At 41.7% G+C, this 13,754-nt stretch carries 12 protein-coding genes; 8 read left to right on the top strand and 4 right to left on the bottom strand.

The genetic code is table 11. The features are described from left to right. Positions 1-206 precede the first annotated feature (206 nt). The 4 genes from NVS78_RS10295 (at position 207) to NVS78_RS10280 (ending at position 4,170) form a co-directional block, all read left to right on the top strand. The gene (locus NVS78_RS10295) at positions 207-965 is read left to right on the top strand and encodes a metallophosphoesterase (RefSeq protein ID WP_286359117.1); all 759 of its coding nucleotides are present in this window, start codon (positions 207-209) and stop codon (positions 963-965) included. A gap of 83 nt (positions 966-1,048) precedes the next feature. Continuing rightward, on the top strand, positions 1,049-1,342 hold the full coding sequence (locus NVS78_RS10290) for an ArsR/SmtB family transcription factor (RefSeq protein ID WP_041502097.1): 294 nt from the start codon (positions 1,049-1,051) through the stop codon (positions 1,340-1,342). Between the two features lie 66 nt (positions 1,343-1,408). Then, the gene (gene trxA, locus NVS78_RS10285; RefSeq protein ID WP_286359116.1) at positions 1,409-1,711 is read left to right on the top strand and encodes a thioredoxin; all 303 of its coding nucleotides are present in this window, start codon (positions 1,409-1,411) and stop codon (positions 1,709-1,711) included. 26 nt (positions 1,712-1,737) lie between these two features. After that, the gene (locus tag NVS78_RS10280; RefSeq protein ID WP_286359115.1) at positions 1,738-4,170 is read left to right on the top strand and encodes an FAD-dependent oxidoreductase; all 2,433 of its coding nucleotides are present in this window, start codon (positions 1,738-1,740) and stop codon (positions 4,168-4,170) included. A gap of 37 nt (positions 4,171-4,207) precedes the next feature. Here NVS78_RS10280 and NVS78_RS10275 read toward each other — a convergent pair whose 3' ends face one another. After that, entirely contained in the window at positions 4,208-5,068 is an 861-nt protein-coding gene (locus tag NVS78_RS10275) for a PfkB family carbohydrate kinase (protein ID WP_286359114.1), read from the bottom strand. Positions 5,069-5,216: 148 nt separating this feature from the next. Beyond that, entirely contained in the window at positions 5,217-5,732 is a 516-nt protein-coding gene (locus NVS78_RS10270; RefSeq protein ID WP_286359113.1) for a C40 family peptidase, read from the bottom strand. 102 nt (positions 5,733-5,834) lie between these two features. On the opposite strand from NVS78_RS10270, the gene NVS78_RS10265 reads away from it, so the two are divergent. The 4 genes from NVS78_RS10265 to NVS78_RS10250 all read left to right on the top strand — a co-directional run bounded on the left by NVS78_RS10265 (position 5,835) and on the right by NVS78_RS10250 (position 10,009). Next, on the top strand, positions 5,835-6,722 hold the full coding sequence (locus NVS78_RS10265) for an NAD(P)-dependent oxidoreductase (RefSeq protein WP_286359112.1): 888 nt from the start codon (positions 5,835-5,837) through the stop codon (positions 6,720-6,722). Between the two features lie 12 nt (positions 6,723-6,734). Then, positions 6,735-7,313 (top strand): acyl carrier protein phosphodiesterase, encoded by a 579-nt coding sequence (locus tag NVS78_RS10260; protein ID WP_286359111.1) that lies wholly within the window; start codon positions 6,735-6,737, stop codon positions 7,311-7,313. Between the two features lie 76 nt (positions 7,314-7,389). Beyond that, complete coding sequence (locus NVS78_RS10255; RefSeq protein ID WP_286359110.1) at positions 7,390-8,235, top strand: mechanosensitive ion channel family protein; 846 nt, start codon at positions 7,390-7,392, stop codon at positions 8,233-8,235. Positions 8,236-8,377: 142 nt separating this feature from the next. Next, a complete protein-coding gene (locus NVS78_RS10250; RefSeq protein ID WP_286359109.1) occupies positions 8,378-10,009 on the top strand; it encodes a B12-binding domain-containing radical SAM protein in 1,632 nt (543 codons plus the stop codon). A gap of 59 nt (positions 10,010-10,068) precedes the next feature. Here NVS78_RS10250 and NVS78_RS10245 read toward each other — a convergent pair whose 3' ends face one another. Both NVS78_RS10245 and NVS78_RS10240 read right to left on the bottom strand, forming a co-directional pair. Next, positions 10,069-12,402, bottom strand: a complete 2,334-nt coding sequence (locus NVS78_RS10245; protein WP_286359108.1) for an ABC transporter permease — start codon at positions 12,400-12,402, stop codon at positions 10,069-10,071. Between the two features lie 696 nt (positions 12,403-13,098). After that, the gene (locus NVS78_RS10240) at positions 13,099-13,668 is read right to left on the bottom strand and encodes an anthranilate synthase component II (RefSeq protein WP_286359107.1); all 570 of its coding nucleotides are present in this window, start codon (positions 13,666-13,668) and stop codon (positions 13,099-13,101) included. Positions 13,669-13,754 lie beyond the last annotated feature (86 nt).

Here is a 13,754-nt window from a genome sequence, read left to right as displayed (position 1 = left end):
GTTGCAGAGAAAGTCGGCGCAAAATACTGAAAAACAATACAATAAAACAAGTAGGCCAAAATAACGGCAGGTAACGATTTGGAAACTCAAATCCTTCCTAACCATGCTTTTTCATGCGGCTTTTCGCATTTTCGGCAGACGGAAAATAATTGCAAAAGGTTAATTAAGAACTATTTGCGTCCTATCGCACTTATCCCGATTGGGTAGTGGTAAATCATTTTGATTTACATTTGGAATTCAGTCAGAATACAAAGTTTCTGGAGGAGATCCCTTTGATCGTTAGAGGAGATATACTTGTTTTAGCCGGGGATGTTAGCTACATCAAAGATCGGCGTTTGAATCGTCATCCTTTTTGGGATTGGGCTTCTGAGCATTATGAACAGGTGTATGTCGTACCGGGGAATCATGAATTTTACGGGGGATACGACTTGGCGAATGTACTGGAAGGTTTTGTCATGGAAATTCGTTCGAATGTAAGATGGATTAATAATCGGAGTGTACGAATCGGGGAGGCGGAACTTTTTTTTACCACTTTATGGTCATCCGTTCCGGAAGAGATGTTGTGGGATGTCGAATACGGCATGATGGACTGTCAACGGATCTGTTATTCCGGTCGCCCCTTTGCCGCTGTCGATTATGATGAAGTACACGAGAAGTGTTTATGTTTTTTAAACAAAGCATTGGAGAGAAGTACGGCGAATAAAAGAGTCGTAGTTTCTCATCATGTACCGACCTATTGTTGTAATCCACCCCAGTTTAAAGATGGTGTTCTAACCTCGGCTTTTGTCGTGGAGTTGAAGGACTTCATAAAAAAATATCCGATTGATTATTGGATATACGGACACTCCCATGCCAATATGCCGGAAGTCGATATAGAGGGAACAAAATTATTATGTAATCAATTGGGCTACGTGAAATACGATGAACATCTTAATTTTCAATTGGATGCTGTCGTTGAGGTATAATCGCATAAATTTTTTTTGTGCGTTTACTTGTATATTCAAATATATGTTTATATATTTGTATTATTAAATGAAGGAATATACAGATGGAACATTGTTTAACGAGGGAAGAATTAGAGAAGATGGCTTATGTATTGAAAGCTGTCGCTCATCCGAATCGGTTGAATATCATATGCCTGCTTTCGAGAAATGCCGAGTTGAGCGTTTCTGAAATTTGTGAAAAGATGGAGTGTAGTCAGGCATTGGTTTCGCATCATTTGACGGATATGCTGGCTAAAGGGATATTGTTAATTCGTCGGGAAGGACGGAATGCCTACTATCGATTGGCAGATGACCGTATCACGAACGCCATGCGGTGTATGATGAAATGTTCGGAATAATTTTTACCACATTGTATAAATGTATATTTATGTATTTGATATTATAAATTTAAATTAGATAAGGTTATGGAAAAATTTAACGAGTTGATTCAAGGAGATAAATTGGTATTGGTTGATTTTTATGCGACCTGGTGCGGTCCTTGCAAGACGATGCATCCTGTTTTGGAGGATTTAAAAAAGCGATTGGGCGACAAGATAACAATCGTAAAGGTGGATGTCGACGTTCCTGCCAATCGTCAGCCTGTTTATACTTATCATATACAATCGGTGCCGACACTAATGCTTTTTAAGCAAGGACGGGTACTATGGAATAATAGCGGTGTAGTTCCGGTCAACCAGTTACAGCAGATTATCGAGAAGCACTTGTAAGAAAATTATAAATAGGGAAGAAAGTTATGAAATATATTATTATCGGGGGTGTTGCCGGTGGAGCGTCGACCGCAGCTCGGTTGCGTCGGTTGGATGAAGAGGCGGAAATTGTTCTATTGGAAAAGGGAGAATATATCTCCTATGCTAATTGTGGTTTGCCCTATTATATCGGGGATGTGATAGACGAACGTTCCAAGTTATTCGTGCAAACACCTCAGAGTTTTGCTGCTCGTTTCCGGGTAGATGTACGGGTGAAGTCGGAGGTTACGGATGTCTTGCCGGATGCTAAGAAGGTGTTTATAAAGGATATAGAATCAGGAAGAGAATATGAAGAGGTTTATGATAAACTGGTTCTTTCTCCGGGAGCGGAACCGGTTCTTCCTCCGTTGGATGGTGTTCGGCATCCGGGTATATTTACCCTTCGTAACGTAGCCGATACGGACCGGATAAAAACGTTTATAGGGGAACATCGCGTGAAGCGGGCTTTGGTTGTCGGAGCCGGCTTTATCGGTTTGGAAATGGCCGAAAATATTAAAAAACAGGGGATTGAAGTGACTATCGTAGAGATGGCAGATCAGGTTATGACGCCTGTAGATTACGAAGTGGCTACGTTTGTTCATCAGGAGTTGAAGGATCAGGGAGTAAATTTGCGGTTGGGAGAGGCTGTGGTCTCTTTCGAGAAGGAGGGAGAAACTATTTTGGTAACGTTGCGTAGCGGGGATAGATTAAAAACGGAATTGGTTTTGCTTTCCATTGGTGTGCGTCCCGATCATCGGTTGGCTTCAATGGCAGGTTTGAGGGTTGGAGAGACCGGCGGGATATGGGTAAACGAGTATTTACAAACTTCTGATCCGGATATCTATGCTGTCGGAGATGCCATTGAGTTCCCGAATCCCGTTACTGGGCGCCCTTCGTTGTCTTTTTTAGCCGGTCCGACGAATAAACAAGGAAGGATATGCGCTGACAATATGGTATACGGGAATCGGTATTCCTATAAAGGTGCTATTAATACGGCTATTGCCAAAGTGTTCGATATGACGGTCGGCAGTACCGGGGTAGCGGCTAAATTGTTAGAGAAAAATCGTATTCCTTATCAGAATGTGATCATCCATGCTTCTTCTCATGCCGGGTATTATCCGGGGGCTATGCCCTTGACAATTAAAATTAACTTCTCTCCGGAGGGAGGACGTTTGCTGGGAGGACAGGTTGTGGGGTACGAGGGGGTGGATAAACGATTGGAGATGCTGGCCTCGGTCATGCGTGGTGGAGGTAGCGTGTTCGATTTGGCGGAATTGGAGCAGGCTTATGCACCGCCGTTTTCTTCCGCTAAAGATCCGGTAAACATGGCTGGATTTGCGGCAGATAATTTGTGGAGCGGAAAGGTACAAACCATAGACTGGCGAGACTTAAAAGAGGTTCGGAAAGAGGGATTTATTTTGCTCGATGTTCGCACGTCGGATGAATATGCATTAGGAAGTATTCCTGGAGCTATAAATATTCCGTTGGATCGTTTGAGGCAGGAGATCGATTCTATTACCCCCGATCGGCCGATTGTCGTTTTTTGTGCCGTCGGACTCAGGGGATACATTGCCGCCAGGATTCTTTCACAAAGAGGTTTTCGGGTCATGAATCTGAACGGAGGGTTGAAAACCTACAGGATGGCTATACAGGAACAAGGTAATAGAGTTCAGGCGAAGCCAGAAACAAATACGGAAGAGAAAAAAGAAGCGAAAGAACCTCAAACGGTATCGATAGATGCTTGCGGATTGCAGTGTCCGGGGCCTGTGATGAAATTGAAGGGAGAAATTGAGCATCTCAAGGTGGGAGAGCGGATGAAGATGACCGCAACGGATAATGGTTTTTATCGGGATGTGGTTTCGTGGGCCAAGATGACCGGAAATCAGGTGGTAAGTTTGCAACGGGAAAAAGGTATTATTACGGCAGTTGTTGAGAAAGGCGATTCTTTCCGGCAGAAAGAGAGGCTTTTGGCTGATAATAAGACATTGATTGTTTTTAGTGACGATTTGGACAAGGCCATTGCATCGTTTGTCATTGCTAACGGAGCGGTATCGACGGGACGTAAAGTGACGATGTTCTTTACTTTCTGGGGATTGAACGTGATCAAAAAAGAGCATCCGGGAAGGACGGAAAAGGATTGGGTCGGAAAAATGTTCGATTGGATGCTCCCCTCGAGCAGTAAGAAGCTGTCCTTGTCTAAAATGAATATGGGTGGCATGGGAAGCTGGATGATGAGAAGGATCATGAAGAGTAAAAAGATCGATTCTCTGGAGAGTTTAATTCAACAGGCCCGACAAAGTGGAGTGGAATTCATTGCTTGTCAGATGTCGATGGAGGTCATGGGAATAGGGCCGGAAGAGTTGTTGGAGGGAGTGAATGTGGGAGGTGTGGCGACTTATTTAGAGAGGGCGGAGGAGGCGAACGTGAATTTATTCATTTAATGAAGGAACAGGTCAAAACGATCTCGTCTTGACCTGTTTATTGGTTTAACTGATCGATCCAGGCTTTGGTTCCTTTGTATTTACAAGAGAGACTGGCTATTTCGGAAGCTTGTTTTAAAGCTTTTAAAAAGTCGAAGTGCCCTATATAGTAATGACAAAAGGCTCCATGGAAAATATCTCCTGCACCTAAGGTATCGACAACGGGAGAGGCGGGAACGGTAATCTCTGTTTGCAGATTGTTCTCGAAAGCCAGAACGGAGTTTGCTCCACGTGTAAAAGCTACTTTTTGGGGGCCAGCATGGTACAAATAAGCCTTTTTTTCCAAATAGTTATCTGCAACGGAAGGAATACGAAACGTATCGGAACAGATGATGACGTTTATCCATGGTAATAATTTTTCCATTCCTTTTTTCCAGCTTCCCCCGTCTAAAATGGTAGGAATCTTTTGCTGATAAGCTATTTGGGAAAAATGTATGGCCGATTCTAAATAATGTCCGTCAGTCAACAAAATACAGGTATCGGGAGGGATATCTCCGGGTAGTTGTTCCGGCTGTAAAGAACGCGGACCGGAATTGGTTAATACGGCACGTTCCCCGTCAGGAGTGATTTGTATGGAGGATACGGGAAGCGTCTGGGGAGAATCTTTAAAACCATCGATACAAGAGATGTGGAAATCTTTTAGTTCTTTATGAATAATAGTTGAAAGAGAAGAAGTACCTATTCCACTGATCAATAGACTTTTGTTCCCTAATGCCGAAAAGGTGACGGCGGCATTATAGGCTGGTCCGCCGCCGGATAATACAATCTCTTTGGCATTTATCTTTTCATTAGCATATACGGTTTTTTCAACGTAATAAATCAAATCTATGGTTGATAAGCCTATAAATAATCCGTTCATGGAATAATTTTTGTTTTTATATATTCAAAAGTAGTGAAAGTTTTGGTTCGAAAATATATTAAAAGAGAAAACCATAACGAAGCTGATCGCTATTCGGTCAGTAATAGCTTCGTTTTCTACTCGTATCGACGGGAGAGCAAGGGATAAATTACCATACCCGTCCGGATTTTTTCCAACCTTTTTTGTAATAAGGATCACTCAGGTGACTGATGATGACTCCTTTGGATACGCTAGCATGGGCAAAATAACCGTTTTTTAGGAAGATACCCATATGTGTCAGTCTTTTTTTCTTTTTCTTCGAAAGGGTAAAGAAAAGCAGATCTCCGGATTTTAGTTTATGTTTTCCGATACGCCTACAGTCTTTTTGGAAAATATGCGCAACGGTCCTTTCTAATTTTTTGTGATATACATTTTTATAAACGGCCCCGACAAAACCGGAGCAATCAACTCCGGTTCGAGTGGTTCCCCCGTATCGATAAGGTACTCTTAACCAAGTGGTAACCTCTTCGAATAGACGTAGGTCGTCTTTCCGATTCACGGTGAAACCGAGCTTCCGGGACAGTTGTGCCCTTTGTTGTTTATTGGAGGCTAATTGTCGGCTTGTACCGCAAGAAGAAAAAGTGGCCCATATGAATAGAAATCCAATAAATAGTACGTATCTCATGATTTGATCACAGGTTTAGGACAAATGTAATAAATTTCGTTCTTAAAAACGATCCTCTTTCAGCAAGGATTTTTGTAATTTTGCCTCGTTAATGTAAAAAGTATGTTTGAGAAGATCGTGATAGTAGATTCTACCGGATTGAGACCCTGGGCGATACAGGGTTTGAGGAAGTTTGCCCGTCAGGTCGATGAATACGGGGATATACCGGTGAATAATGAGGTTCTCGTAAAGCGTATTGGTGATGCCGATGGGGTATTGGTATCCTATAATACCCGGATTGACAGGGAAGTGATAGAGGCATGTCCTTCTATTCGATATATAGGGATGTGTTGTACTTTATATAGTGAACAAAGTGCGAATGTCGATGTGGTGGCGGCCCGGGAGCATGGAATTGTTGTGACCGGAATTTGCGATTATGGGGATGAAGGGGTTGTCGAATACGTGATCAGCGAATTGGTTCGGCTGTTGCATGGTTTCGGAAAACAACGGTGGAGAGACGAGGCTTACGAGCTGACCGGGTTGAACGTCGGGATAATTGGTTTGGGACGAACGGGAAGTATGATTGCCAAAGGGTTGAAGTTTTTAGGTGCGGAGGTGTATTACTATAATCGTCGTCGTAAACAGGAGGCAGAACAGGAAGGGATAACGTATTTGCCATTGAACGAGTTGTTACGACAGGTGGATATTTTGGGGACTTGCTTGCCGAGGAATACTTTTGTTTTGGGAAGAGATGAGTTTGCTGCTCTTGGAGAAGGAAAGGTATTTTTTAATACATCGGTGGGCCCCACTTTCGATGGTGAGGCTTTGGTCGAGTGGTTGGCAGGGACAGGTAATTTTTACGTGTGCGATCAAGTAGGAATGGGAAATTTAAAAAATTCTCTATTGCCTTTGGGAAATGTTTTATTTACCGATCGGGTTTCCGGACACTCTGCTCAATGCATGGAACGGCTTTCCCGGAAAGTGTTGGAGAATTGTTGTCGTTACATGTAAATCGACGAGTAGATGAATTATTTGGCCCATATACTTTTTTCCGGGGAAGATGAAGACATTCAGCTTGGAAATTTTATCGGAGATGCGGTGAAAGGAAGTTACGATCACTATCCGGAACGTATACGCGAAGGTATCGCCTTGCATCGTCGAATGGATCAATACGCGGATGGGCATCCTTCGGTGCGGGAAGCTGTTTTATTATTGAGACCTGATTTCGGACGTTATTCCGGAGTGTTGACGGATATCTTTTTTGACCATTTCTTGGCTGTTAATTTTGAAAGATATACCTCTAAGTCTCTGCAACGTTTTGCAGGGGGATTTTATTGGAATTTAATAAGGCATTACGCGATACTTCCTCCCCGGATAAAAGGATTCTTATGGCATTTTGTAATCACGAATCGATTGTGTCGTTACGCGTCTTTAAACGGAATACGGGAATCGTTATCTATTATGACAAAATACAGGAACTTCGTCGTGAATCCGGATAAAGCCGTTATTTTTGTAAAGGATCGGTATACGGTATTTAATGATTCGGCTGTTACTTTTTTTGATAGTTATAAGGATAGTATATTAAACAAGGCGACAAGATAATCTTATTTTGTCGTTTTAAATAAAGGTTTATATATTTGTGAAATATTGAAAAGTTTAATGAAGTAAAAATTAAATTATGAATGAGTTTTTGGGTTCGACATCAGCTATGTCATGGGATGTTTTTTTAACTAAAGTGATTGATTTGGGAGTGTCTTTAGGATCAAAGTTATTGATTGCATTGGTCGTTCTTCTTGTAGGGCGTTGGATTGTAAAAAAATTGAATCGATTGCTGGTTACTATTCTTGAGAAAAGAAAGGTAGAAGCTTCTTTATCTTCTTTTGTGAAAAGTTTGGTAAGTATCACGTTAAATTTATTGTTGATCATTATCGTGATCGGGGTGTTGGGAATAGAGACCAGTTCATTCATAGCCCTGTTTGCATCTGCCGGTGTCGCTATCGGTATGGCATTGAGCGGTACATTGCAAAACTTTGCAGGCGGAGTAATGATTTTGTTGTTCAAACCTTTTAAGGTAGGGGATTTTATCGAGGCTCAGGGACAAAGCGGTACGGTAAAGGAGATTCAGATATTCAATACCATTGTAACGACTGCAGATAATAAGATCATTATTATTCCCAACGGGGGACTTTCTACCGGTATCATGAAAAATTATTCTAAAGAGGAGACCCGGCGTGTGGATTGGCAGTTCGGTATTGCGTACGGGGATAGTTACGATAAGGCCAAAGAGGTTATAGGCAGATTGTTGGATGAGGATTCTCGGGTATTGAAAACCCCTGTTTATTTTATAGCTCTTACCTCTTTGGGTGACAGTTCCGTCAATATCGTTGTACGGGCGTGGGTAAACGCCGCCGATTATTGGGGGGTATTTTTTGATATGAACGAGAAAGTTTACAAAACATTTGCTCGAGAGAATCTGAATATTCCGTTCCCACAGATGGATGTTCACGTGCATGGAACAAAATAAAACAACTTGCAGGTTGAGAGGTTATTCATTTACAATTTGTAATCAAAAAGCCGTTCGTTTTGACGAATGGCTTTTTTGTGGGACGATACATCGTATTTTTTCTTTAGATCGTCTATCTTTGTGAAAGAATAAAAACAGGATTATGCGATTACTCTGGTTGGATTTAAACTCTTCGTATGCTCATTCATCATTGGCTTTACCGGCAATTCACGCTCAGCAACCGGGGACGAAGACTGATGTGGAGTGGTGTCGGGTTCCGGCTACGATCAATTCGAACGTGGGGAGTGTTGTGACGGAAATCGTCGGGTATGCTCCGCAAGTTTTGGCGGCCACGGCCTGGCTATTTACTCACGAAGTATTGCGTAAAATTATTATACGGGTAAAGGCTTTGCTACCGGATTGTATTGTTATATTGGGAGGACCGGAGATGTTGGGTGATAACGAGGCTTATTTAAGAACCTATCCGTTTATCGATTGCGTGTTTCGGGGGGAGGGAGAAGTAGGGTTTCACGAATGGTTAGCCGTGTATAAGCAACCGGATAGATGGGAGGAGATTATCGGATTGTGTTGGTTGAATGAAGCAGGGGTGTATCGGGATAATGGTATCGCTAAGATTAAAGCTTTCGACAGTTTGGCTTTGCCGGAGCAAAGTATCTTTTTTGATTGGACTAAACCTTTCGTGCAGTTGGAAACGACCAGAGGGTGTTTTAATACCTGTACTTTTTGCGTGAGCGGGGGAGAGAAGCCGGTACGTACCTTGCCTGTCGAGCGTATTCGGGAGAGGTTGGATCTTATTCGGAAAAGGGGTATCCGGGACATCCGGTTGCTGGACCGTACTTTTAACGGGAGTTCCCGGCGTGCCGTAGAACTTCTGTCTTTGTTCCGGGGATATGCCGGAAAAATGCATTTTCATCTGGAAATTCATCCGGCATTGCTTTCCGAAGAGGTAATGAACTTGCTCCGGGAGATGCCGGAAGGTTTGTTGCATTTGGAAGCCGGAATACAGAGTTTACGGGAAAAGGTATTGAAGACGTGTCAGAGGATTGGGAATATAGGGGCCGCTTTGGAAGGATTGCGTTATTTGTCCTCTCTTTCTAATCTCGTGGTCCACGCGGATTTGATAGCGGGTTTACCTTTATATTCCCTAAGGGAAATAGTTGAAGACGTGAGAACCTTGGTCTCTTTCGGGACAAGCGAGATTCAGTTGGAATTATTGAAATTGTTACCGGGAACGGTGATGCGAGAGCGGGCAGAAGAGTGGGGAATTATCTATTCTCCGGATCCTCCTTATGAAGTTTTACAAACGACGGTCATGTCTGCTGGCGACTTGAGACGAGCCCGCCTGCTTTCCCGTTTGATAGACGGTTTTTATAACGCTTTGGCTTGGCAAAAAGTGATTCGTCAGCTCGTCACCGATCATCCTTGTTTTTTGGAAGAGTTTCTTTTTTGGCTTGAAAATCAGGAACTTTTAGAACAACCTTTAAGTTTGGAAAAACGAGGTGTGTTGTTATATCGATTTTGTAGCGGGGCATATCCCTCTTATTTGCCGAAAATAGCAGTGGCATGGATTGCGGCCGGAATACCTTTTACCAAAGAGCCGAGCGGGCGTTTAGAAGCATGGGATAGTCGTTTGCCGGGAAACCTGGAGGTGTTGGAAGGGGAGTGGACGGAGGTCATGCGTCTTTATCGTCTCCCCTTTGAAACCGAAACGTACTGGTTCGGATTTGACAGGAGCAAGTCACAATCCAAACCGCTCTTTATAGCCAGAAATTAATTATTGGATAATCTCGTTGCCGGATTTAAGAGATCCGTATAAAAATAGTTAAAGAAATTTTATTCATTTTTTAGTGCCTCGGCCGGATTTTTTGTAGCCGACCGAATACTTTGATATAATATAGTCAATAATGCGATGAGTGACGTGAGTAGTAATGAAATGCCGAAAATCCACCAGCTCAGGGTAATGGAGTATTCGAAATTTTGTAACCAATGTCTCATAATAAAATAACTCAGGATAATGCCGATGGGAAATGCGGGCAATACTCGAAGTAGGATGTATTTGTTCAGATCGTATATGATCTCGTTTATTTGGGCTCCCATAGCCCGGCGTATACTGATCTCTTTTCTCTTTTGTCGGGTTACAAATCCGCTTAGAGCCAATAAACCGAGTGAAGCTAAAGTTATCGCCAGGATCGAACCGCTTATTAGAATACGGGATGTGATTTCATCCTGCTTGTACTGGTATCGAACGGCATCACTCATAAGGATGGAGGTATAGGGTGTTTGGGCAAAGTATTTTTCTATAATGCTATTGACATTCATTTTCGTTTTCTGGTAGGTGTCGGGTTTAAATTTTACCGCAAGTGTCCAATAGGTCGTCGCGTAAGCCGTATAAGCTAACCGTTCGTTTTTTTCTCGGGCCGATGTTTTGATATCTTTGGCGATTCCGATAATTTTGAAAATTTGATCGTTGAAAATGATATTTTGTCCTACCGGTTCTTTTAATCCGAGATCGGTTACGGCTGTTTCATTCAGAATCAGACTTTTGGAGTCTGTCTGATTCTCGTAGATAAAGCTACGACCTTCTAAAATCGGAATATGAAATAGACTGAAATAACCGGGACCCGTTCTTCTGTCGCGTATACTCAATTCTTCTTTTTCGGATTGTCCCATTTTTCGGATACCTTCTTCGCTATATCCATCCAAAGGATCTCCTTGACTGACAGAGATGTTTTCTATTTCTGGGCATCGTAGTAGATCGGAGTATAACGCGTTGTATTGGGATAACCGGGAGGTGATGTTTATTGTCAGTATATTTTCAGTTTCGAACCCCAGAGGCATTGCTTTCATGAAATTTAGTTGTCTCCAGACAACGAGCAGGGCTGAAATGCAAAATATAACTACAGCAAATTGTACGACAACAGAGGTGGCTGTTAATTTATATTTTCGTAACGTTGATTTGGAAATTAACTCGACGGGATTAAAGCGAGATAGGTAATAAGCCGGATAACTGCCGGCAATAAAACTTACTACCAGGAAGAGTAGAATAAAATTGCCCCACATAAACCAATCTATACTTATCTCTTCTGGCAGATTGAAATTAAGCAATGAGGTAAACGTACTTGAAAAAGAGAAATATAATATAATAGCAATAAGGAAAGCGATGGATGTAACGATGAAGGTTTCGCCGAATAACATACCGGCAATATGGATTCGGCTTGCCCCGTTTGTTTTACGTATACTGATTTCTTTGGAACGTTTTTCTCCCTGAATGACATAAAGAGAGATAAAATTGGAGAGAGCTATCGCTAAGATGAATAGGGTGATTAAAATGATAAAAATAAGATTGGTTTTATCCGCTTTGCGTTTTAAATCATAATCTGCTTTCGATTGGATATGAATGTCCAATAAGGATTCCATCGCACTTCCGAATTCATAATTATCGGAGATAAATCTTGATTCTAATAACTTTTTATTTATTGCGTTGCATTTGCCGATAGCAGCTTTTTGATCTATTCCCGGACGAAATTTGACATAGGTATGATACGCCAAACCGCCCCAATCGAATTCTGGTAATTTGGTAATCAAATCAAAATTGAAGTGCGTGTTTGCCGGTATATCTTCTATGACGGCTACTATTTTCAGGATTGATTTATTGTCGTCGTCGATTAAACTTTTTCCGATGGGATCGGTCTCTGTACTGAAAAAACGATTTGCCGTGGAGCGGGTAATAATGCAAGTGTTGGGCTCGTCCAGGGCTCCGTTCAGATTCCCGTTTAAAAGTTTGAAATTGAAAATTTGCAGGAAGGTCGAATCTACCATGTAAGCTTTTACGCCTGTTTTTTCCTTGTCTTTGTTTCTTACATTTATTATACCGAGATTGTATAATCGACAGGCAGTCTCTATTTCTGGAACCTCTTTAATGAGTTGAGAAGCTAAGAGGTCGATATTCGTGGCGTAATATTCCGTGCATCCGCTTTCTTTCCATGCACACAATATTTTATAGATCCGGTCCGCGTCCTTGAAGTGTTTATCATATGAAAACTCGAATTTGAGGTATACCAATAAAAATAGGGCTATGGCTAATCCCAGACTTAGCCCGGTAATGTTGATCCATGTCAATCCTTTGTTTCGGAAGATTATTCTGAATGTACGGGTAAAATTAATCATGTACAATTGTAATATATGTGTTCCTGAATATTACTCGATTGCATCAAATGTTGTGCTGTTTTAATTATTGGTTGATAATTAGAATGTTGGGTCTGTGGAGTACGTGTTTGCTGTCTAATTCTTTAACATCGGATGTATGATATGTTTACACTATTGGGATCGCTATTCTTTCCGGAGCGGGACCCTTTTTCCGGAATAAAAAATCTCCAGATCTTTTCGAGTAAAGATTTAGAGACCGGTCTTAATCTGAATGGAACGGTGATTGGTATAACATTGTCATTATTTCTTATCTTAACGCTATATTCCTGTGATACAGTATTACTCGACGTTGCTGTGATTCGGGCTTGGTGCGTGATTGTTTTTGGGGCAACCAATACAACTAATTGAACGATGTCTTCTATGGCGGCAAAATCGGAAATACTGCAACGAATTATGAAGAGTAATAAAATTACTTGTTTAATAAGTAATGTTTTTTTCGTTGATAAATGATTTTTTAATGGTTTATCTCGTCGTATTTGAATCAGGAATAATGTGATTGTATTTAATAAATTATATAATACGAGTGTTGTATAAATATTTATAAAAACAAAACGGGTAAGTATATTTATTGATTTTAGGTGATATACGAGCGAAATAGAATAAGAATATATCTTATTTACGATGTTGACTTTGTGAATTATATGTTTTTTTTAACAATTAATCTATCCAATTGTTTATAATGAGGGGGCCGATGGTAGTGATGATGGATTCGGGGTGAAATTGCAGACCATGAATGGGGAGGGCCGGGTGATAAAAAGACATGATATGTCCCTCTTCATCGATGGCGCTGACTTTAAGAGGAGGAGGGAGGGTAGAAGGGTTTACCGTCCAAGAGTGATAGCGCCCGATAACAGCCTGGGGCGGAAGATTACGATAAATCGGATCTTCGGTATCTTGTATGATTAAAGGGCTTTCGTGTCCGTGTTTGGGAAAGGGCAATCGTTCTAATTTTGCGCCGAAACTTTCCGCGATGGCCTGATGTCCCAGACAGATTCCTAAAATCGAATGAGTCGTTTTGCACTGATTGACGACACGAAGCAGATCCCCGGCTTCAGCGGGTATTCCCGGGCCGGGAGAAAGTAGTAAACCGTCGTATAGGCTTAGTCGAGTGAAATCAACGCTATCGTTTCGAACGATATCGAATCTGCATTTCCCGTTTTCTTTCAGGAGTTGGACCAGATTATACACGAATGAGTCGTAATTGTCGATTACCAATATGTTTTTCATGCTTGAAGCTTCCTTTTACGGGGGACAAAAATAGAGAAAACAGGGCTATTTTTAGTTTTTTTCACCGGTTTAAATGATAAAATTAA

Origin of the sequence: Gabonibacter chumensis, assembly GCF_024741215.1 — a bacterium.
GTDB lineage: Bacteria > Bacteroidota > Bacteroidia > Bacteroidales > Marinifilaceae > Gabonibacter > Gabonibacter massiliensis.
The sequence above is the reverse complement of the archived record's forward strand: the minus strand, read 5'-3'. Positions and strand labels throughout refer to the sequence as shown.